The sequence below is a fragment of the Psychrobacter halodurans genome (genome assembly GCF_017498075.1).
Taxonomy (GTDB): Bacteria; Pseudomonadota; Gammaproteobacteria; order Pseudomonadales; family Moraxellaceae; genus Psychrobacter; species Psychrobacter celer.
On sequence record NZ_JAGBKN010000005.1, the window covers coordinates 131,031 to 152,485 of the forward strand.

At 48.1% G+C, this 21,455-nt stretch carries 16 protein-coding genes and 1 other RNA gene; 12 read left to right on the forward strand and 5 right to left on the reverse strand.

All coding sequences use genetic code 11. The annotated features are described in order from the left end of the window. Nucleotides 1–2 precede the first annotated feature (2 nt). The 4 genes from J3491_RS03895 to J3491_RS03910 all read right to left on the reverse strand — a co-directional run bounded on the left by J3491_RS03895 (nucleotide 3) and on the right by J3491_RS03910 (nucleotide 3,613). On the reverse strand, nucleotides 3–734 hold the full coding sequence (locus J3491_RS03895; RefSeq protein WP_100749670.1) for a Smr/MutS family protein: 732 nt from the start codon (nucleotides 732–734) through the stop codon (nucleotides 3–5). A 70-nt stretch (nucleotides 735–804) separates the two neighbouring features. Beyond that, nucleotides 805–1,674 (reverse strand): indole-3-glycerol phosphate synthase TrpC, encoded by an 870-nt coding sequence (trpC, locus tag J3491_RS03900; protein ID WP_207969282.1) that lies wholly within the window; start codon nucleotides 1,672–1,674, stop codon nucleotides 805–807. Between the two features lie 66 nt (nucleotides 1,675–1,740). Further along, nucleotides 1,741–2,862, reverse strand: a complete 1,122-nt coding sequence (gene trpD / locus J3491_RS03905) for an anthranilate phosphoribosyltransferase (RefSeq protein WP_207969283.1) — start codon at nucleotides 2,860–2,862, stop codon at nucleotides 1,741–1,743. A gap of 127 nt (nucleotides 2,863–2,989) precedes the next feature. Beyond that, entirely contained in the window at nucleotides 2,990–3,613 is a 624-nt protein-coding gene (locus J3491_RS03910) for an anthranilate synthase component II (RefSeq protein ID WP_207969284.1), read from the reverse strand. Nucleotides 3,614–4,520: 907 nt separating this feature from the next. Between J3491_RS03910 and glnA the strand changes: the two genes are divergently transcribed. Together glnA and J3491_RS03920 are read left to right on the forward strand one after the other, a co-directional pair. Beyond that, the gene (gene glnA / locus J3491_RS03915; RefSeq protein WP_075100899.1) at nucleotides 4,521–5,930 is read left to right on the forward strand and encodes a type I glutamate--ammonia ligase; all 1,410 of its coding nucleotides are present in this window, start codon (nucleotides 4,521–4,523) and stop codon (nucleotides 5,928–5,930) included. A gap of 198 nt (nucleotides 5,931–6,128) precedes the next feature. Next, nucleotides 6,129–6,974, forward strand: coding sequence for a DUF4124 domain-containing protein (locus tag J3491_RS03920; protein WP_100749667.1), 846 nt, complete (start codon nucleotides 6,129–6,131; stop codon nucleotides 6,972–6,974). A 127-nt stretch (nucleotides 6,975–7,101) separates the two neighbouring features. Here the strand turns inward: J3491_RS03920 and J3491_RS03925 are convergent, their stop codons facing one another. Further along, nucleotides 7,102–7,818, reverse strand: coding sequence for an SIMPL domain-containing protein (locus J3491_RS03925; RefSeq protein ID WP_100749666.1), 717 nt, complete (start codon nucleotides 7,816–7,818; stop codon nucleotides 7,102–7,104). Nucleotides 7,819–8,151: 333 nt separating this feature from the next. Between J3491_RS03925 and ffs the strand changes: the two genes are divergently transcribed. The 10 genes from ffs to J3491_RS03975 all read left to right on the forward strand — a co-directional run bounded on the left by ffs (nucleotide 8,152) and on the right by J3491_RS03975 (nucleotide 21,209). Then, nucleotides 8,152–8,248, forward strand: an RNA gene (gene ffs / locus J3491_RS03930) — signal recognition particle sRNA small type. A gap of 261 nt (nucleotides 8,249–8,509) precedes the next feature. Then, nucleotides 8,510–9,106, forward strand: coding sequence for a LemA family protein (locus J3491_RS03935; RefSeq protein WP_100749665.1), 597 nt, complete (start codon nucleotides 8,510–8,512; stop codon nucleotides 9,104–9,106). Between the two features lie 47 nt (nucleotides 9,107–9,153). Further along, entirely contained in the window at nucleotides 9,154–12,072 is a 2,919-nt protein-coding gene (locus tag J3491_RS03940; protein WP_207969285.1) for a M48 family metalloprotease, read from the forward strand. Between the two features lie 40 nt (nucleotides 12,073–12,112). Further along, nucleotides 12,113–12,949, forward strand: coding sequence for a hypothetical protein (locus tag J3491_RS03945; protein ID WP_207969286.1), 837 nt, complete (start codon nucleotides 12,113–12,115; stop codon nucleotides 12,947–12,949). 141 nt (nucleotides 12,950–13,090) lie between these two features. After that, nucleotides 13,091–14,242: a 3-phosphoserine/phosphohydroxythreonine transaminase gene (gene serC / locus J3491_RS03950; RefSeq protein ID WP_207969287.1), complete on the forward strand. Its 1,152-nt coding sequence runs from the start codon at nucleotides 13,091–13,093 to the stop codon at nucleotides 14,240–14,242. 376 nt (nucleotides 14,243–14,618) lie between these two features. Next, nucleotides 14,619–16,451: an extracellular solute-binding protein gene (locus J3491_RS03955; protein ID WP_207969299.1), complete on the forward strand. Its 1,833-nt coding sequence runs from the start codon at nucleotides 14,619–14,621 to the stop codon at nucleotides 16,449–16,451. Nucleotides 16,452–16,560: 109 nt separating this feature from the next. Continuing rightward, nucleotides 16,561–17,340, forward strand: coding sequence for a hydroxyacylglutathione hydrolase (gene gloB / locus J3491_RS03960; RefSeq protein WP_207969288.1), 780 nt, complete (start codon nucleotides 16,561–16,563; stop codon nucleotides 17,338–17,340). Nucleotides 17,341–17,360: 20 nt separating this feature from the next. Continuing rightward, a complete protein-coding gene (gene yejB / locus J3491_RS03965) occupies nucleotides 17,361–18,431 on the forward strand; it encodes a microcin C ABC transporter permease YejB (RefSeq protein ID WP_100749659.1) in 1,071 nt (356 codons plus the stop codon). Nucleotides 18,432–18,478: 47 nt separating this feature from the next. Next, nucleotides 18,479–19,510, forward strand: coding sequence for an ABC transporter permease (locus J3491_RS03970; RefSeq protein ID WP_424108345.1), 1,032 nt, complete (start codon nucleotides 18,479–18,481; stop codon nucleotides 19,508–19,510). 31 nt (nucleotides 19,511–19,541) lie between these two features. After that, nucleotides 19,542–21,209: an ABC transporter ATP-binding protein gene (locus tag J3491_RS03975; protein ID WP_424108342.1), complete on the forward strand. Its 1,668-nt coding sequence runs from the start codon at nucleotides 19,542–19,544 to the stop codon at nucleotides 21,207–21,209. Nucleotides 21,210–21,455: the final 246 nt, after the last annotated feature.

A 21,455-nucleotide genomic window follows, 5' to 3' on the forward strand; every position in this document is an offset into this window, starting at 1 on the left:
GTTTATTCACCCGCGCCTTTTGGTTTTTTTAGCAGTACTAGTACCGCACCATTACCGCCATCTTTTGGCGAGGCCGAGCAAAACGCCAATACTTCAGGCAGTTGACGGAGCCAGCCATTCACACAGGTTTTTAGGATGGCCTCAGAGCCTTTGCCATGGACGATTTTGACCACAGTTTCGTTGTTGGCTTTGGCTTGGCTGAGTAGTTGGGTCATCGCAGCGCGGGCTTCTTCGATGGTACAGCCATGGATGTCTACGGCATCATACCAGCGCAGTTTGCCTTTTTTTAGTTGATCAAATATTTTGTTTTGTAGGGTTGGCTGTTTGTACGATAAGTACGCTTCGCTTGCCACAGGGTTGAGCAAGGCTTGCATGTCTGATAAGCCGGCGCTTAGATCACCACTTTCACTGCCTTGCGCAGCGGCACGTTTTGATAAAGTCGTGGCATCAGGTTTGCCAGCTTTAGTGCTGGTGACAGGGGAGCGCACGTTTTTGTCTTCGAGCTGAGTGACGCCATGCATTGCTTGCATAAACAGCACTTTGTCGTCGTCGATATGCTCACTGTCTAGTTGTTTGACCGTTTTTTTGACTTGTTTTTGTGTCGGCAGCGATACAGGCTCAGTCGGCTTTTGGTTTTCGCCCTCAGGTGAGTTGGTATCACGGCCTTTGCTCAGCTGGCCTTTTAGCTCTTTGAGCTGATCTTGCATTTCTTTAGAAAATAGAGAATTTGACATAACAGTTAAGGTATCGTTGGTTGATGAAAAGGTAGTTGGGTAATGTGTGCTGTGGTATTTTTTAGTTACTTTACGCGTCTGCTGCGACGCCTGCAAGTAAGGATTGTAACGCTTGTCCAGGATGCTCGGTTTTCATAAATTGCTCACCGATCAAAAAGTGCTGAATGTCGTTGTTTAGCATCAGGCGAATATCAGCACTGCTATGAATCCCACTTTCAGTCACGATAAGTGGCTGATGTGCGCGGCTGTCGGCGTCAGCGGCCAATGATTTGATTAAAGTGTTTTTTAACTCAAGCGTGGTCTGTAGATCGACATCGAATGTATTTAAATCGCGATTATTGATGCCATAGATGTTGTGGACACTACGAGGCAGCTGGAGGGCGCGCTCAAGCTCGGTTTTGGTATGGACTTCAATCAACACGTCCATACCCAGATCGATACTCAGCGCATGCAGCTGCTGTGCTTGCGCATCATCAAGACACGCCATAATCAATAAGATACAGTCTGCACCCAGCAAGTAGGATTGATAAATCTGATACACATCGATCATAAAGTCTTTACGCAGTAGCGGCAGAGTGGCAGCATTGGCCGCTGCCTCAAGGTAACTATCCTCTCCCTGAAAGTACTCGCGATCTGTGAGGACAGACAGACAACTGGCACCCGCCTGCTCATATTGCTGGGCGAACAATGCGAGGGCAAAGTTATGATTGATGATGCCTTTAGAAGGCGAGGCTTTTTTAATCTCGGCGATGATACCGATGCCGCTCTCGCTGGTGCTGGCCGCTCGTAGTGCCTGAGCAAAGCCGCGCCGCGGCTGCTGATTGGCCAGCACCTTGGCTTTTAAGTCATCTAAAGATAGCGCCTCACGAGCCGCTTTTACCTCAAGGTGTTTGGTCGCAACGATGCGCTGTAATACTGAAGGTATGTCTGTATGGGTCATGCTAGTGTCCGAATGTGTCTAAAGGTAAAAGGGCAAAAGTCAGTGGGCGATAGCTGTATGAAAAACTTAAGTGTTTTGCGCCAGCTGCTGAGTATATTGTGCCAAAGACTCAAGCTTGGTCAAGGCATCGCCATTTTGAATGACCTTTTGAGCGCGGCTAACACCATTTGGATAGTTGCTGGCCAGCCCTGCCGTATAAATGGCCGCGCCTGCATTGAGCGCAATCATATCACGAGCTTTGAGCACCGCGCGATCATGAGTGTCTGTACCCGACAGGGCGGCGCGTATCAGCTCCAGACTCTCTTTAGGGGATTCAACATCCAGACCGATGAGGGTTTGCGATTCGACCCCCGCATCTTCTGGCATCATCTCAAAGACTGTGACCGTACCGTCTTTTAGCTCAGCGACCGTCGTAGAAGTGGCCAAACTGATTTCATCTAGGCCGTCTTTGGCACCGACCACCATGACGTGACGCGCCCCTAGGTTTTTCATCACCTTAGCGATAGGCTCACACAGCGCTGCGGTAAAGACGCCAATGACCAGATTGGGTACGCCAGCTGGGTTGGTCAATGGCCCCAAAATATTAAATATCGTTCGCGCTTTTAGCTCACGGCGTACGGGGTTGGCATAGCGCATGGCGCTGTGGTGATTGGGCGCAAATAAAAAGCCAATGCCTTGATTTTCTATGCATTGCTTGGCCTGCTCTGGGCTGAGTGTCAAGCTGATTCCTGCCTGTTCAAGCAAGTCGGAGCTGCCAGATTTGGTCGACACGCCGCGGTTACCATGTTTGGCCACTTGTGCCCCTGCCGCTGCTGCGACCAAGGCTGAAGCGGTAGAGACGTTAAACAAATTGGCACCATCACCGCCCGTACCGACGATATCGACCAGATAGTGGCAGTCTGCCGGTGTGATGTTGGCTGCTAAGTCACGCATGGCGCTGGCCGATGCGGTAATCTCGTCGATAGACTCGCCTTTCATGCGCAGACCCGTCAAAATCGCACCCATCATGGCATCACTACATCGACCCTGCATGATAATCAGCATGACTTGATACATCTCATCAAAGGTTAGGTCAATGTGCTGAAAAATTCTCGCCAATGCGGTGGTCAGGAGTTTGTGCGTCTGCCCATCAGACAGCTGAGCGATATGATCTGGGGTGGTGGTATCCTCTGTTTTTATTGTGCTCATTATTTTCTCGCTTAGTATTTTTATGAATCAGTATTAAAAGGCGCGGGCGTTATAGATCATTTATCATCAGCACGTCCAGTAAATTGGCAAATAAACCTCCGCCAAACAGTCTTGAGCCGAATGGATTTTAACCGACTTGCGGTAAGGCATCTGTAGGCAATACTGCCAAACCGTGAGTGTGCAAAAAATTATTGAGCAGCTGATAGCCTGCTTGGCTTAAGATGGACTCTGGATGAAACTGCACACCTTCAATGGCGTAGGTGGTGTGACGAACGCCCATGATCTCCTCGATGCTGTCATTACTATGTTGTGTCCAAGCAGTCACCTCTAGACACTCAGGTAAGCTGGCTTGGTCAATCACCAGTGAGTGATAGCGGGTGACTTGCACGGGTGCTGGCAGGCCAAAAAACACGCCTTGGTCGTTATGATATACCGCAGATAAGCGGCCATGCATGACTGCGCCTGCCTTGATGATCTGCGCCCCAAAAGCCTGCCCAATGGCCTGATGGCCAAGACAGATGCCCAAGATAGGTATGATGCCCTTAAAGGCATTGATAACTTGTAAAGAAATACCCGCTTGGTCAGGGGTACACGGGCCAGGGCCAATCACGATCGCATCTGGTGCGAGGGCTTGGATCTGCTGGAGACTGATCTCATCGTTACGCCAGACGGTGATATCCTGCTGTAGTTCACCGAAGTACTGTACAATATTGTACGTAAAGCTGTCGTAATTATCGATCATCAAAATCATGTGGGTATCAACTTAGTTGGTTTGGCTTTTTTATAAATCTTAGCTTTATAAGTCTTGTTTTCGTAGATATGGGGCAACAGCTGTGGTCGTTTTTTCCTTTTTTTGCTACATGCCTGTTTGCTGCATGGTTGAGCCTGCGTCAGCTTATAGGATTGTCACAGTCTTTATCGTCCGTCGTTATCTTACCACTATTTTGCGTGCTATCAAACGCAGCACGATAGTCAGCAGGTTTATCACAGATTTTTTGTATTACCGCTTATAGTTAATTTTATATAAAAACACTTTTTTATTGAGCGGCTTGATAGCAAAGTATCTGATGTACTTACATATAAATATATGCAGCGCCGTACCACTACTTACGAATAGATGCCATGTGTGCCGAGCAAGTGAGGCAAACGTGACATGAGGCAATGTATCAAAAATCGACTCACTCTGATATAGTCGATTGAGTTAAAACAGGGCGCAGTGCTGACTATACAGGTGATTTGCCCCAAAAGAGGGCATTGAAGAGAAAGGTTGCACCATCGTATGAGCCGATTTGGTGCATTAAAGGTATTAACGGATACACCAAATCATCATATGGTGGTGATAGCCTAAGAAGATATCTTTATCACGCATTGGCAAAAACACGCTAAATATCTGTATTTATTTACTATTTGGCTGCCGATGGATTTGCTGCACTATCATGCGCCACGCAGCTTGGCACAGCAGTTGCATCATTATCGTCAGCGGACAGTATGAGGGTTGATGATGAGCTGCTTCTTTATCAGCTACTGCTGTCTATCACTGTTTATTAATAATAATCAGCCAGCATTTGAACAAAGCAACATTGTCAGTCATATGTTGTTAAAATAGCGTTAAAACAGTTTATATTGCAAATATCTAATCAACACAACGGAGACTATTCATGTCGGATAAATTATTGGATCTTATCAAATCATCTAATGCTAAATGGGTTGACTTTCGCTTTACCGATACTCGCGGTAAAGAGCAACACATCAGCTTTCCTGCCTCTACCATCGACGAAGAAGTGCTAGAAGACGGCAAAATGTTTGATGGTTCATCTATCGCTGGCTGGAAGGGCATTGAAGCCTCAGATATGATCCTACGTCCTGACCCTGAGACGGCTTTTATTGACCCGTTTTTTGATGCCGTTACAGTCGTCGTGACCTGCGATATCATCGAGCCATCAACTCTGCAAGGCTACGATCGCGACCCGCGCTCTATCGCTCGCCGCGCAGAAGAGTATCTCAAATCAACGGGCATCGGTGACACTGCTTATTTCGGCCCTGAGCCAGAGTTTTTTGTATTTGATGATGTCAAATGGTCGGTTGAGATGTCGGGCGTGAGCCATAAGATCACTGCTGAAGAAGCGGCATGGTCCACCAACGAGACATACGAGTGGGGCAACATGGCCCACCGTCCGCGCGTCAAGGGCGGCTATTTCCCAGTACCGCCGATCGACAGCTCACAAGACATGCGTTCTGTGATGTGTGAGCGTATCGAAGAGATCATCGGTGAGGGCAGCGTTGAGGTGCATCACCACGAAGTAGCCTCTTGCCAGTCCGAGATTGGTGTGGCATTTAACACCATGGTGCGTAAGGCTGATGAAGTGCAGCAATTAAAATACGTCGTGCATAATGTCGCTCATCAGTTTGGTAAGACGGCTACCTTTATGCCAAAGCCTATCGTTGGTGACAATGGCTCAGGTATGCACGTACACATGTCGATCTCAAAAGATGGCGTCAATACCTTTGCGGGCGATGAGTACGCAGGTCTATCAGAAACTGCCCTATACTTTATCGGTGGTATCATCAAGCATGCGCGCGCACTCAATGCGATTACCAACCCATCGACCAACAGTTACAAGCGTCTAGTACCGCATTACGAAGCACCTATCAAGCTTGCGTATTCTGCATCAAACCGCTCAGCGTCTATCCGTATCCCGCACGTGAGCAGTCCAAAAGCAGTACGCGTCGAAGCACGTTTCCCTGATCCAACGGCCAACCCATACTTGTCTTTTGCAGCGCTATTGATGGCAGGTCTGGACGGTATCCAAAACAAGATGCATCCAGGCGAAGCTGCTGACAAAAACTTGTATGACTTGCCACCAGAAGAAGAGGCGCTAATCCCAACGGTAGCAGAGAGCTTGGATGTCGCCCTACAAGCGCTAAAAGACGACCACGAGTTTTTGTTAAAAGGTGATGTGTTTACTCAAGACATGCTAGATGCCTTTATCGCCCTAAAAGAAGAAGAAGTGCAACGTGTCAACGTCACTGTACATCCAGTTGAATTTGACTTGTACTACAGCTGCTAATCAGCTGCGTACTTAAAACGCTGAATTTAAGCTAAATGTAAAATAACATCAAAACACCAGCTAAGTCTGCCTTAGCTGGTTTTTTTATGTGCGAAAATAAAAAGTACACCATCCAATAAATGAATAAAACATCGCTACTGATTTCATCACGCAAATGCCGCATAATAGGAAGTATCAGATTGATTAGGTGGCTTGACCATGACGACATTTATCCTTACTCATATAAAAAACACTCATATAAAAGACGCTGATGTAACAACCATCGCTCTAAAGTCCAGTACTCTAAAGACCAGAGGTATAAAAGCCAAATGTTTTGGTTTGCTGACAGCGCTGACCGTACTTTCAGTGAGTATCACAGTACCTATAGTAGTGCCTACCAGTCATGCAGCACCCATCTATAAAGTAGTCGATGAAAAGACGGGGCAAGTCACCTTTACCGATCGGCCACAAAACTATAAACAGCAGACGGACAAAACTGTCAGTCAGACGGCTGTTTCTACTGGTAGAGACACGATTGGTCAGGTGACTGGCGAGGCGACCTCGTCATCTGCGCCTGTGAGCACGGCCAATAGCACGGCCAATAGCACAGACATGGCGCGCAAGGCAGTGAGTTATCAGCTTATGATCGCCGAGCCTAGCGAGACTCGCGCATATCGCCGTCCTGCTCAAAGCATCGAGGTGCGCGTACAGGTGACGCCTGCCTTGCAGGCGGGTGATGGAGTCCGTATTTATCTGGATGGTAGTGAGGTTGCACAAGGGTTAAGTGCTTCTATCGCCACTGTCGACCTTATGCCCGGCGCGCATAATATAAAGGCGGTCATACAAAATAAAAAAGGACAGCTGCTCAAAGAAGCGGCCCGTACGGTATATGTGCTTCAAAACACCCAAACCCTCCAAAACAATAAAAAAATCGCGCAGCAGCGCTTAGCCTACCAAAATCTACCTTGGCATCAAAAACTGCTGCTAAAACTGCGGCAAAAGGATGGAAGTCTACAAACGGTTCAAAGTGCACAGCCTAAAACTAATGATGCTTTCACCAAGTAAGCGCCATGCCCTATAGCATACAAAAAAGGGCAGTCACTACGATAAGTGGCTGCCCTTGATATTCTTTGATGGTTAGTTAGGTACTTATAAAGTTTTTTTGCTAACAGCTGTCTTTATGGCACAAAAGCTATTTGGTCAGCTCGATGGTGCCGTTGGCGGTGACGGAGATGGTGCTATTGCCCGATTCAAAACTCTGACTAGGTACTGAGGCATCGGCGGCTTCTGCTTTCATATTCATGCTGCCATACATCGGACGAGGGTAGTTGTTTCCTGTGTTTAGATTGACATTGACCACACGGTAGCCGCGTGCATTCCAAGCGCGCGTTAGGTTTTTGGCCTGCTGCTGAAAAGCGCGAGACGCTTCGGTCATCAGCTTTTGCTCTAGTGTGTCTTTTTTGCTGTCAGAGACGCCAAAGTTTAGGTTATCCATCACTAGCGTTTCTTGCAAATCAGCAATTAGCTGGCTGGTCGCCGCAAAGTCGGTACTTTTTAGATCGATACTGGCTTGCCCCGTCCAGCCAATGATTTTGTCGTTTTTATCATATCGCGGATAGGTGCGCTGCTGTCCGGTGCTGACCGTCACGCTCGGGTAGCGCTTGGCGATTGTCATGGCATTATTAATAGAAGTGTTGAGCGTGGTGGCCAAGGCTTTTGAGGTACTGGCTTGGGCTTTTTTGTACATGCTGGCGCGTACTTCGTCATTTTGCACCTCTTCTTTGACTTCGGTTTGAAAGCTCAGCTGATCATAGCCTGTCGGCTCAGCATGTGCGCTGCCCATCATGGCCAGCAGTAACGTGGCTGTTCCTGTTGCGAGGGTGGCTTTGTGTACTAAAGTGTTTTTCATTATTTTCTCCTAATAAATCATAGTGTTCTAGAGCCGTAGTGGGCGTTACCAAACGTACGGTGCTGGCTCAAAGTGATACTGAATGCTGTTTTGGTCAACTTATCTTTTATTGCGTTGTTTTTTGTTGATGGCTATTTTGTTGGGCTGCTTTGTCAAGCTATTTATAGTCAAGGATATGCCCTGATAGCTATTTGCTAAAATAGCAAAGTTTTTTGCCTGTGCTTGTAAGGATTTTGTCACCAAGTTTGACCGTTTTTTTTGTCAAAAAGCATACAGTTTTACGATAGGGGTTGTAATACTAAAAAAATCTTGTATAATCTGCTCTGGTGGCTCCGTTGGTAGCCTCGCAACATTGTACTATGAATCCCGCCAGGACCGGAAGGTAGCAACGGTAGTAGATACAATGTGTGCCGAGGATGTGCTGGCGGAGTCGCTTTTTTTTGCCTAAAATTTGATATTGGTCTTTATCATTGTCCAGTCACAGCCTGTTTTGCTTAATACCTATCTCCATGCCTCTCTAGTACATCAAAATTATAAAACATCAAAAGCAGTTTTCGATATTCAGTCCTTTATCATAAAGGGCTTTTTTTTATCTAAAAATTGCCCGATGCTAGCGCTTCATAGATAAATTTAAGCTAAAATACAAGGTATTAACGTATCATTAATACTCTAGACACATTGGGATTTGCTTATGAAGATGTTTGTTTGGCTACTGATTATATTCATGGTACTACTGGTCGTGTTTGGGGTGTCGATATTTAATAAATTGGTACGCGCGCGCAATCAAGCAAAAAATGGTTTTGCGCAGATAGATGTCCAGCTCAAGCGTCGTCATGACTTGATTCCAAACTTAGTTGAGGCCGCCAAGCGTTATCTGACGCATGAAGAAGAGACCTTAAGCCGTGTGATTAGCGCCCGTAATCATGCCCAAAGCCTGCAAGACTCTACGCATCATCAGCCAGAGTCGCCCGCGCATATGGCGTTGTTTGCCCAAGCAGAAGGCATGCTATCTAAAGCTTTGGGGCAACTCTCAGCGGTGGTGGAGGCGTATCCTGAGCTAAAAGCGGATAGCATGATCAAAGAGCTGATGGATGAGCTGACCAATACCGAAAACCGTATAGGCTTTGCCCGTCAGCACTATAACGATAGCGTGATGTTTTATAATAACGACCGTGAGGTGTTTCCAAACAATCTTGTCAGTAGCACTTTTGGCTTTCGTCCGCTCAGCCCACTGGTCTTTGCAGACAGAGAAGCCATTGCCAAAGCCCCTGTTGTAGATATGACTTAAGATGCAAAGTAAAAGCACAAAAAGTGTCGCCAATTTGAGATAAGCGGATGGATTTTTTTGCTCAGCAGCGGATACGCACGCGCCGCAGTCTGTTACTTTATGGGCTGTTTTTTTTGATCGTCTTGGCTCATATAGCAGTGGCTCTCGGAGTTGTGTGGTTATTGTTGACGATATTTACAGGGGGCATCTACTACTGGGCGTTGGTTTTGGTCATCGTTTGGATCATAGCGAGTTTTGTTGGTGGTAGTCTTGTAGAGTATCGCCGCCTCAGAGCGGGTGGCCGCGCGATTGCTCAACGCGTAGGGGCGGTTCGTCTGTTTGTTGATAGCAGTCAGGATGCGTGGGAGCACAGTCAAGGGGTGGCTCAGCAGCATACTGCGGCCAAAAAAGTTCGCTTTAGTGACCGTCAGATCGCAGTGCGTGATGAGCGAGATTTTCCGCCTGTCTATCGCCGATACTACGAAATCGCGCAGCAGCTGGCTATTGCATCGGGGCTGGATATGCCGATATTGTACGTGCTGCCTGATGAGCAAGGTATCAATGGTTTTGTCGCTGGTCGTCACAGTCAAGACATGGTATTGGTCGTGACGCAGGGCGCGCTAGATAAGCTATCTGATGAGGCGCTATACGGGCTGATAGGGCATGAGTATGGTCATATCTTGCATGGTGATGCGACGTTTAATTTACAGCTAATGGTGGTGTTAGCAGGACTACAGATACTGTATGATTGGAGCGATCCTATCAGTCATAACAGCAATCGCTATGTTGGCTCTATTGATAGCAGCGTTAGTCAAAGCGCTTTGATGTCGCAGCGTAGCATCGACAGTCATGCACGTCGCACCGCGGCGCAGACGGCAAGCTTTACCACGCATCGCGAATGGGTGTCGTACTGGCAAGCCCAGTCGCACAAACCGCTATCATCGGCGCAGTTTCAGTCGCACCGGCTTAATAATCCTATCATTGATCGGCAGGCGCCGCGCAGCGTGTGGACACTGTTGTTACATGGACTGAGCTTTTCGAGTATGGCCAGCGCTCAGTTGATCAAACACAGCTTCAACCGTGAGCGTGAGTTGCTCGCCGACGCCACCAGCGTACAGTTGACCCGCTCGCCGGCGATTATAGAGACTCTAAAAGCGATTCATCAAGACACAGTAGGCTCGCGCTTAACCAACATCGCTGATATCAATGGATTAAGTCATTTTTTCTTTGCCAGTAGTGGTGCTGATTTGGGTGATGTCTCTTGGTTTGCCACGCATCCAAGTTTGGCTGAGCGCATGAGTGCCATCAATGCCAAAGCCTATCATGACTTTGCTGTGCAAGTTGCCCATGAAAAACGCTTAAACCAAAAAAAAATAAAAGAGATATATGAGCAGCGTCGCCTAGGTGATTGGGGCGAAGTCCAAGCAAATAGCCTAAGTAAAGATAAAAAACCAATTTTTAGTAACCTCCCTGCTACTGCCACCAAAAAAGACAAAAATGCTGAAGAAAACATCAAAGAAAACGTCGATGTTTTAATCAATGAGCCTAATAATGCCTTAGAGGCAGAGTCGGCGCTGCCCTTTACCAAAAAAGAAGATGTCGTGATTGACGGCCGCTTGCAAGTATCAGCAGAGGATATAGGTGCCTGTCAGCTGCTAAAGCCATGGATGGCAAAACCCAATAGCGATTTACCAAAAAAATCATGGATCGATAGCGACGATTTGCATCAGGTTTGCCTGCCGCAGTACGTGCTGGATCACAGTCATCATCCATTGGGCGCGCAAGCTTTGATCGAAGCCATCATGTTATGCCATCAACGGCGCTTGCTGACGACGACGATGAAATATGATTTGCACGACATTTGGGAGGGTTTTATCGGTGATGAAGTATCGCAAAGTAATACGCGACAATATCAAGGCAAGAAAAACGCAGTGTCCACTGTAGATAGCAATCATGACGGTCATAACAACCTGCCCATCTTACCGCATACGATAGATACTAAATTGCTGACAACGGTGGCCAATTTGGATCGGCGCTTAGACAGTGCGGTGCTGGTTTTTGCGATAAAGCAGCTGCATCAGCAAGATTTATCGGCACAGACAATTAACACACAGCGCCTGCAAAACGAGCGCAGCCATGACCACGACGCCCATCAGCATTATCAGGAGCAACAAAGCAGCCGTACCATGCTCGCTCGCTATCAGTGCGGCTTACTACAGCTGTTTACTCGCCAGCTGGCGGCGGATTTAACCTTTGACTTTGCTCAGGATATCTCAGCAGACCTTGTGTCTGGCACAAATACGCCACTATCAGTATCTGATCAAGTAGCATGCACCAAGTCACAAGAAGTGTCTATCGTGTCATTATGGCAAGCGCTACATTTACAGCGGTTATTGCCAACGCTTTCTGCGGTGTTAAATGACAAAAATACCGATAAGCCGTCCGGCTGGCAGGCACTATTGCAGGCGGGCATGGAGGATATAGGCGCGCAGCTTGACCCATCAGGTCAGGTGTTTTCTGGTCTAGATGCCGCGAGGAGGTCGGTGCTGATACTACTGGCGTATCGGCTGTCCAAAAATGCCCATCGCTATAGACTGCCAGCATGGGAGAGTGCTGCACACTACATCGTGGATGTGAGGCGGCATGCCCGTTTGATTGATATTGACTTAAATGCCGTCAGCGATGCAAATCTACAGTGGTTGTTAATGACCGCATCTCACTTAAATAGTAGCCAGCTGTTAGCGGTGGTCTGTATGGTGCCAGCGTATCACGCGGACCATGCTGATACAGCGAGCACTCATAAGGCGGGAGATAATAATTGTGGCAAGAGACAACAGGATAGCGGCCAAATAGATTATAATGAGTATCGACGATGGCTAAGTACATTGCATACTGTCATATTACACGATACGATAATCAGTCAAGATGAATACGACTGCCTGATGATGCTGGCAGAGCATTGGTTAGGCGTTCGCCAGCTTTTTTAACATCGCCCGCTCTCAATTAAAAATAAGACAGCAGAACCGCATGAGTGATATCCAAGATCCGCAAATTGTACTACAGCGCCGTGTGCAGCAGCGCCAAATCCTAGCGATGATGGGTATCGATCAATGGGTGCGCCCAGATGCTGCGACGCTAAGCATGGCTGATATTCCCGTCATTAGCGAAAGTCAGTCAAACCTCTCAAGTCCTAGCGTCTCTCTTGCCTCTTCGCAGCGCAGTCCTGTCAGCGATGTCAGCGACAGCGATGCAGCGTGGAATACCCAAAGCCCCGTCAATGACCGCCATCCTCACCGCGTCGATGATGGCTCGTCAAATCATTTAGACACGAGCGATACGTCTTCTTATCACGATGATGCCTATTTGGATGGCGAGCCTGCTCTACCAACCGTCGCGCAGGTGGTGGCACCACTCATTGATGCCGTAAAAACAACCGCTCCTGCACCATCAACGATACATGCATCAGCAGATAAATATGCTGATGAGAGCAACAAAAAGGTGTTGCCGTTTAGTTTACAAGGTGGCCGCTACGGCAACTGGGTCATACTGGTGGACATGCAAACTCTCAGCGGGGACAGCCAAAAGCTGTGGCAAAACATTACCCAAGCGTTATCGATGACTTGTGAGACCACGTCGTTTCCGATCTGTGCGGGCATGGATACCGCCGAGCTTGCCAATGCCAGCTTAGCAGGCTATGTTTTTAAGATTGGGCGTAGTGAAGGGGTGCAAGTGGCGGCTTTGACGGCCTTGCCTGACGGGCTGACGCATCCTGCCCTAACTACGCTCCCAACTTTGGATGAGATGCTCGCCGATAGCCGTCTGAAGCGGCAGTTTTGGCAACAGATAGCAAAATCTGTCTCGTAAATAAACATAACTGAGCATTTGAGATAATAAGAAAATTGCCAGACTGACAATGCCTTTAAAAATTCGCCCTAGGCGCTTTAATCGTTAATCAGCTTAGCTGTTAACCAACAATGATGACCTCATCAATTTAGGATAATAACCATGTCTACAACCCCAGAATCCATCCGCACACCCAACGCCTCTACCAATCCAAACGCTGCCGCGCATCGTCTGCCAAACTTCTGTGCGGGTCCTGCGACCATGCCCACCACCGTCTTAGAGCGTGCACAAAGCGAGCTGCTTGACTGGCAAGGGCGCGGCCTTTCGGTGATGGAGATGAGCCATCGTAGTAAAGACTATGTCGCTATCACAGAAAAGGCTGAGAGCAAGTTACGGGCATTGATGGAGATTCCAGATAACTATAAAGTGCTGTTTTTGCAAGGCGGTGCCAGCTTACAGTTTTCGGCGATTCCTCTGAATTTATTAAATGGTGGGCGCGGTGACTATTTAACGACGGGCGCTTGGTCAGGTAAAGCGGTCAAAGAAGCCAAACGCTATGAAGCCTTGGGGTTGGGCGCAGTCAATGTGGTCGCCACTGGCAAAGACAGTAACTTTACTGACGTGCCAGCCCAAAGCGAGTGGAACCTAAGCGACGATGCGGCGTATTTTCACTACTGTGCCAACGAAACCATTCACGGTCTACAGATATTTGAGCCGCCACAAGTCGACGCGCCTATTATTGCCGATATGTCTTCTTGCATTTTGTCGCAGCCGATAGATGTGTCAAAATTTGGCATGATTTACGCCGGCGCCCAAAAAAACATCGGTCCGGCAGGTCTTATCATTGTCATCATCCGTGAAGACTTGCTTGGCCGTGCCAGTGAGTGGTGCCCTATGCTCATGAACTATGAGCACCAAGTCGAAAAAGCGTCGATGTCAAACACCCCAGCGACGTACTCATGGTACTTGGCAGGATTGGTATTTGATTGGTTAGAGGCGCAGGGCGGCGTGGCTGCGATCGGCAAGATTAACCAGCAAAAAGCCGACTTGCTCTACAAAACCATTGACGACAGCAGTTTTTATAACAACCCCGTTGCTCCTGAGCATCGCTCTATCATGAACGTGCCTTTTACCTTGGCAGACAGCAGTCTGGATAAGGTGTTTTTAGAAGAGTCAGAGGCCGCAGGACTATTGAACCTAAAAGGTCACCGCGATGTCGGCGGTATGCGTGCCAGTATTTATAATGCTGTACCGCTTGAGTGGGTACAGCAGCTAGTGGATTTTATGATTGCCTTTGAAAAAAAACATGCTTAATCAAGCGGTCGCTATAATTCAAACGCTATCACACAAATACTAAAAGACAAAAAGGACGCCACTTTTATAAGCGGCGTTTTTTTTATGAGCAGGCGCTTTTATTGTCAGTCAAAAAACCGCTGGGCAAACCTGCTGTATACCTAAAACTATTCCTCACTGATGTAAATCCACCTCATCGCTGCGCTGTATTATTGAAAAAAGCCTCGATCATGATGACATCGATCCAGCAAATCATTAGGTGAAAAAACCTAAGTTTGTTATGATAAAATTTTCCGAGGGCAGAGCTTGGCATTGTTTTTTACGTGTTATGGCTATAATGCTCACGTTTTCGCGATGATAGGTACGGTAAGTAAAGAGGTCTATTGATACCCCCATGATGCTCAAAAAAGCCCTGCCAAAAACCGTTTTGTTTGCTCTGATCATCGGCTGGCTGCCGATAGCTATGGCAGCGCCTGTCACCACGACAGCGCTTGGTCATAATAGTCCCACTGAATATGCCGACGCCCCATATATGCCCTATGCCAATCCAAATGCGCCCAAAGGCGGCACGCTGTCACTCGATGCGCGCGGCACCTTTAATGCGGCCAATAAATGGATGACCACGGGGGTGGCGATGGTCGGTACCGACTATCTGTACGACACGTTGATGACCGGATCATTAGATGAAGCCTTTACCATGTATCCGCAGTTGGCCAGCAAAGTCACCTACGACCCTGAGGACACCAGCTGGATTATCTATCATATCAATCCTGCGGCGCGTTTTTGGGATGGCACAGAGGTCACTAGCGCCGATGTCAAAGCCACTTATGACGCCATATTAAATAAAGGCCCGATGTATATTCGTAGCTATTTGGGAGATATCAAAGACATCCAAATTGTCGATAAGCGGCGAGTCAAGTTTGTCTTTACCTCCGATGATAATAAAGAGATTCTATTAACAGTCGGGCAGTTTCCAGTGTTTGCCAAGTCCTCTATTGATACCGACTTTGAAAAAATCAGCCTAACGCCGCTCATGGGTAGTGGGCCTTATAAGCTTGGCCGCGTCGATGCGGGGCGTTCAGTCAGCTATGTTCGTGACCCCAATTACTGGGGGCGAGATTTGATGGTCAATCGCGGTCGCTATAACTTTGATAGGATTAAGTTTGTCTATTACCAAAGTGATGAGATTGCTTTTGAAGGGTTTAAGTCTGGACAATATCGCTTTCGCCCAGAAAATAAAGCCTCTAATTGGGCAACTGGTTATCGCTTCCCAGCGGTAAAAGCAGGGCTCATTAAAAAAGAAACCATCAGCAGTCAAAACCCAGTACCTATGCAGGCGCTGGTGATGAATTTGCGCCGGCCCATTTTTCAAGACATTCGCGTCCGCCAAGCACTGAGCGCCGCTTATGATTTTGAATGGATGAATAAGACACTGTTTCATGGGCATTATGAGCGCCTGCAAAGCTTTTTTCATGGCTCGGAGCTTGCCGCTACTGGTACGCCATCGCATACCGAGATGCAGGTATTGAGTCCATTGCTATCTAAGCTTGAACCGATACAGCGCCGTGCGGTATTAACGGAGTGGCAACTGCCCACCAGCGATGGTAGTGGCTTTAATCGTGAAGGGTTATTAAAGGCGCGTGCGCTTTTGCTAGATGCAGGTTTTTATTATGACGATATGCAGCTATATCAGCCTAATGGTAAGCGTGCTCGGATTGAGATGCTGATGACGGGCGAGGCCATGGGGCGTGTGTTGCTGCCTTATATTCGTAATCTCAAGCGCCTAGGGTTTGATGCGACCTTGCGGCAAGTCGATGGCCCACAATATTACGAGCGAATGCGCCGCTTTGATTATGATATGGTGGTCGATGTATTTGCCCAAAGCTTATCGCCTGGTGCTGAGCAAGTAGGGTTTTGGGGTAGTAGCGCTGCCGATGAGACGGGCAACCGAAACACGGCAGGTATCAAAAACGCGGCGATAGATGAGGTGATAGAGCAATTAGGCGACGCCGAAAGTCGTGACGAGATTGTCTTATATACGCACGTCCTTGATCGTCTGCTACGCGCAGGTCACTATATGGTCCCGCTATATGGCAAATCTAGTACCAATGTTGCCTACTGGAATCAGTATCGCCATAATGGCACACTGCCGACCAATGCAGTCGGAATCGACTACTGGTGGGTGGATAAAGCAGCCGAAGCGCGCGTTAATAACTACTTGAAAAAATAAACGATGGCTTGGGCACCCAATATCTAATGTATCGTTTATCAAAAATAGCCATTCTCAATACTTGAATAAAAAGATAAGCAACACCTATAACTACTGGTAAGGATTTGATATGAGTATTCGTATTCACCCGATTAAAGCGTTTAATGACAACTATATCTGGGCGCTCATTAATGAAAATAACAAGCAAGCCATCGTCATTGATCCGGGTCAAGCTGAGCCTGTCGTTGCTTATCTAGAAGACAATGAGCTGGAGCTGACGTCTATCTGGACCACCCACCATCATCATGATCATATCGGCGGTGTGGCAGAGCTACAAGAGTCTTATCCGATGACGCATCTGGTGGCTCATGGCGAGCATACGGTCGATGAGGACCAGACCATCAAAGACGGCAGCACGGTCAGCGCCTGGGGCTGCGCGGCGCAAGTATGGGACGTGTCGGGTCATACGGCAAGTCACGTGGCTTATGTCTTAGATATCGATGGTCAAAAGCATTGCTTTTGCGGAGACACCTTGTTTAGTGCTGGCTGCGGCCGCGTGTTTACAGGAACGATAGAGCAGCTGCATGAGAGCTTTAAGCGTTTAAACGGACTGTCTGCCGAGACATTATTGTATCCGGCACACGAATATACCGCTAGCAATCTACGCTTTGGTCTCTCTATCGAGCCTGCCAATGAAGCGATGCAGCAAGCATTGGCGCAAGCAGAAGAAAAAACCGCCCAAGGCACCCCGACACTGCCGGTGACCTTAGCACATGAGCGTGCTGTCAATGTGTTTTTGCGCACACAAGAGCCGAGTGTGATCGCAGGTGTCAAGGCCAAGATGGCGATCGATGATGATAAATCACTGACGGTATTTGCTGCGCTACGTGAGCTGAAAAACAACTTCTAATTATTTTAGGAAGCTGCCATATGGGTCGTTATATCTTAAAAAGATTGCTGCTGATATTACCGACGCTATTTTTGATATTGTTGGCGAACTTTGTGATTGTACAAGCGGCGCCCGGCGGTCCTGTGGAGCAGCAGCTGGCATTGATTGAGCAGGGCGCAAAAGACAATGCGCTCGGCGGCAGTATCGGTGCGGGCAGTGCAGGCGGCAATGATAGTACCTACCAAGGCACGCGCGGCCTATCTGAGGAGATGGTGGCTGCGATCAATGCGCAATATGGCTTTGATAAGTCAGCGCCTGAGCGCTTTTGGCTGATGCTAAAGAGCTACGCCCATTTAGATTTTGGTGAGTCGTTTTTTAAGGGTCAGACGGTGACCGATCTGATTATAGAAAAGCTGCCAGTCTCTATCTCGCTTGGGCTATGGAGTACGCTGCTGATATATATGATTGCCATCCCACTTGGTATCTACAAAGCCATGCATCACGGCTCAGGGATTGATAAAGCCACCGCTATGCTGCTCGCCATTGGCCATGCGATACCTGTGTTTGTGTTTGCCGTCATACTGTTGGTGTTTTTTGCGGGCGGCAGCTACTGGAATATCTTTCCGCTGCAGGGACTGACCTCCGAGAATTTTGATCAGTTAAGTACCTTGGGTAAAGTGAAGGATTACTTTTGGCATTTGGCACTGCCGCTATTAGCAAGTACGGTTGGCGGTTTTGCGGGTTTGACTTATTTGACCAAGTTTAGCTTTTTAGAGGAGCTGGGTAAGCAATACGTCCTCACCGCACGCGCCAAAGGCTTAGGCGCACGTCAAGTGCTGTACGGTCATGTGTTTCGTAACGCGATGCTGATTATCATCGCCGGTATCCCCGCGGCCATCGTTGGGATTTTCTTTGCCGGTAATTTTCTTATTGAAATCATCTTTAAACTCGATGGTTTAGGACTGCTTGGCTTTGAGGCCATTCAGCAGCGTGATTATCCAGTGATATTTGGCACGCTGTTTATCTTTACCTTAGTTGGTCTACTATTACAGCTCATCAGTGATTTAAGTTATCACCTCATTGATCCGCGTATTGATTTTGAGGGGCGCTAATGTCAAGTCAACCATTACCTTCAGCGCCTGCAAGTCCGTCTATGACGATGACAAAAAAACGCCGCTTAAGCCCTATCTGGCAAGCACGCCTAAACCGCTTTCGCCGTAATCGTCTTGGGGTCGTATCGCTCGCTATTTTTGCCCTGATATTTGTCCTTTGTATGGCAGCCAATGTGATTGCCAATGACAAGCCGCTACTGGTGCAGTATCAAGGCGATTACTATTTTCCCGTGCTAAAGGCCTATCCTGAGACGACGTTTGGCGGGGTGTTTGAGACCGAAACCAATTATAAAGACCCTGCGGTGCAAACGCTGATTAATGAGCAAGGCTTTTATGTGATGCCGCCCATTCCCTTTGCCGATCAGACGCCAAATGTTGCGCTGGGTCTGCCTTATCCTGCGCCGCCCAATAGCCAAAACTGGCTGGGTACGGATGATTTGGGCCGTGATGTGCTGGCGCGCATACTTTATGGCATGCGGGTGTCGTTGTTATTTGGTATCGCTTTGACGCTGGCAGGGGCGATGATCGGTATTATTGTAGGGGCGATACAAGGCTATTATGGCGGATGGGTAGATTTAGCAGGCCAGCGCTTTATGGAAGTGTGGGGCGGGATGCCGCAGCTGTTTATGATTATTATTTTGGTAAGCCTATTTAGTCCGAGCATCTTTATGCTGTTTGCCATGATGCTGCTATTTGGCTGGATGGGGTTGGTCGGTTTGGTACGCGCCGAGTTTTTGCGGGCGCGTAACTTTGATTATGTCCGCGCAGCTCGCAACCTTGGGGTGTCGGACAGCCGTATTATGATGAGGCATATCTTGCCCAATGCCTTGGCCTCTAGCTTATCGCAGTTGCCGTTTATCCTAACGGCCAATATCATTGCCTTAACCGCGCTAGATTTTTTAGGGTATGGCTTACCGCCTGGCTCGCCGTCACTTGGTGAGCTGATGGTACAAGGCAAAAACAACCTTGATGCCCCTTGGCTGGCCTTATCAGGGTTTTTTAGTCTGACTTTTATCTTATCATTGCTAATTTTCGTTGGCGAAGCGCTGCGTGATGCCTTTGATCCGAGGCGCTCCTGAAATGACAACTGATAAGATGATAAACGCCAATATGATAACTACTACTGAACAAAGCAGCCTTTTAGGTGACAATCATAGCAATGTACAAAACAAGCTGATGCTGGTAGTAGATAAACTTAGTATCGTCACTGACGCAGATATCGTTTTAGTCGATAAGCTAACGTACGAGCTGCGACAAGGGGAGACATTGGCTATCGTCGGCGAGTCAGGCTCTGGCAAGTCGATCGCCAGTCTTGCACTGTTGGGACTGTTACCCGAAAGTTTGAGCGTCACAGGTGAAGTGCAGTTGGCAGACGCGGCAAAAATGACAACATTGCCGATAAGCAACCATAAAACACGTGATGCATCGCTGCGCGCTATCCGTGGTCAGCGCATTGCTATGGTGTTTCAAGAGCCGATGACAGCGCTGAACCCATTACATACCGTTGCTAAGCAAATCGCCGAGTCGTTGCGTCTAAGCGGCGTACCCAAAAAGCACTGGCGAGACAGGAGTATCACCTTGCTGGACGATGTCAATATTACTGACCCTGCTGACAAGCTGCATCGCTATCCACATGAGCTGTCTGGTGGCCAACGCCAGAGGGTAATGATCGCCATGGCATTGGCGCAGCAGCCTGATATCTTAATCGCTGATGAGCCGACCACTGCGCTGGATGTCACTCTTCAGCATGAGGTTCTTGAGCTGCTAGATAAGCTCAAGCGGCAGCATCAGATGGCGATGATACTCATCAGCCATGATCTTAATTTGGTTAGGCGCTACAGTGATGAAGTCATCGTCATGCGCCAAGGACAAACGATTGAGCAGGGGCCAACTGCAGAGGTGTTTAATCAGCCAGCAGCCGACTATACCCGCTCGCTCATAGCTCAAGACTTTGGACAAGCGCTGAATTTATTTGAGAATGAAAGCCAGCGGCTAACCGTATTGCAAGTCAGTCATTTACAAGTACAGTTTCCGATTGAAAAAAGTCTGTTTGGCGGCGTCAAGCGCTGGTTTGATGCGGTAAAAAACGTCGATATGACGCTGCAAAAAGGGCAGGCGCTCGGTATCGTTGGTGAATCTGGCTCTGGCAAAACCACCATTGCCCTGGCGCTGAGCCAATTACTGAGTCATCAAGCGCGTATCAGTGGTCAGATTGTGGTGAACGGCCAAGATATCGCGGCGTTGTCTAGGAGTGAGCTGCGAAAATTCCGCTCGCAGATTCAGATGGTATTTCAAGACCCCTTTGCCAGTATCAACCCACGCATGACCGTGATGCAAATCATCGAAGAAGGACTGTTGGTTCAAGGTGTCGATAAAAAAACACGTCACAGCGCTGTTATAGAGAGCTTAGCGACAGTGCATCTGCCGAGTGAGTTTGCCCAGCGCTATCCGCATGAGCTATCAGGCGGTCAGCGTCAGCGGGTGGCGCTTGCCCGTGCGCTAATCATGCAGCCAAGCCTATTGATACTTGATGAGCCAACGTCCGCGCTTGATAGCACGACGCAGGTCACAGTGGTCAGTTTGCTAAGAGAGATTCAAGAAAAACTACAGCTCAGTTATGTGTTTATCAGTCACGATCTAAAGGTTGTGCGCGCTTTATGCCAGCATATCATGGTACTAAAAGAAGGCACGAGCATCGAGTCTGGAGCGACCGAAGCTGTTTTTGACAATCCAAAGCATCCGTATGCCAAGCAATTATTGCAAGCGAGTATGCTTTAGTTTAGGGCGTATTGAACATTCAAATATTAGGACTGCTGATAGATAAAATCGCACCAAACTAGGCGTAAACCGACGATAATGTTGAGGCCTTAGCTAGGTTTACAACACCGTTTGGGGTGATTTTAGCATCAGCCCTTCGGGGCGGGGCTACTTTTTGCCAATACATGGCGAAATTGTCTATCCTAGAATGACTAGGCTTCGAAAATTTCACTGCGTATTGTCTGAAAAATAGCCGCCGCCAGTGCC

Excerpts from the sequence above, each read along its gene's own strand:
- J3491_RS03895 (WP_100749670.1), bottom strand. The coding sequence starts at position 734 with ATGTCAAATTCTCTATTTTCTAAAGAAATGCAAGATCAGCTCAAAGAG.
- trpC (WP_207969282.1), bottom strand. The coding sequence starts at position 1,674 with ATGACCCATACAGACATACCTTCAGTATTACAGCGCATCGTTGCGACC.
- trpD (WP_207969283.1), bottom strand. The coding sequence starts at position 2,862 with ATGAGCACAATAAAAACAGAGGATACCACCACCCCAGATCATATCGCT.
- J3491_RS03910 (WP_207969284.1), bottom strand. The coding sequence starts at position 3,613 with ATGATTTTGATGATCGATAATTACGACAGCTTTACGTACAATATTGTA.
- glnA (WP_075100899.1), top strand. The coding sequence starts at position 4,521 with ATGTCGGATAAATTATTGGATCTTATCAAATCATCTAATGCTAAATGG.
- J3491_RS03920 (WP_100749667.1), top strand. The coding sequence starts at position 6,129 with ATGACGACATTTATCCTTACTCATATAAAAAACACTCATATAAAAGAC.
- J3491_RS03925 (WP_100749666.1), bottom strand. The coding sequence starts at position 7,818 with ATGAAAAACACTTTAGTACACAAAGCCACCCTCGCAACAGGAACAGCC.
- J3491_RS03935 (WP_100749665.1), top strand. The coding sequence starts at position 8,510 with ATGAAGATGTTTGTTTGGCTACTGATTATATTCATGGTACTACTGGTC.
- J3491_RS03940 (WP_207969285.1), top strand. The coding sequence starts at position 9,154 with ATGGATTTTTTTGCTCAGCAGCGGATACGCACGCGCCGCAGTCTGTTA.
- J3491_RS03945 (WP_207969286.1), top strand. The coding sequence starts at position 12,113 with ATGAGTGATATCCAAGATCCGCAAATTGTACTACAGCGCCGTGTGCAG.
- serC (WP_207969287.1), top strand. The coding sequence starts at position 13,091 with ATGTCTACAACCCCAGAATCCATCCGCACACCCAACGCCTCTACCAAT.
- J3491_RS03955 (WP_207969299.1), top strand. The coding sequence starts at position 14,619 with ATGCTCAAAAAAGCCCTGCCAAAAACCGTTTTGTTTGCTCTGATCATC.
- gloB (WP_207969288.1), top strand. The coding sequence starts at position 16,561 with ATGAGTATTCGTATTCACCCGATTAAAGCGTTTAATGACAACTATATC.
- yejB (WP_100749659.1), top strand. The coding sequence starts at position 17,361 with ATGGGTCGTTATATCTTAAAAAGATTGCTGCTGATATTACCGACGCTA.
- J3491_RS03970 (WP_424108345.1), top strand. The coding sequence starts at position 18,479 with ATGACAAAAAAACGCCGCTTAAGCCCTATCTGGCAAGCACGCCTAAAC.
- J3491_RS03975 (WP_424108342.1), top strand. The coding sequence starts at position 19,542 with ATGATAACTACTACTGAACAAAGCAGCCTTTTAGGTGACAATCATAGC.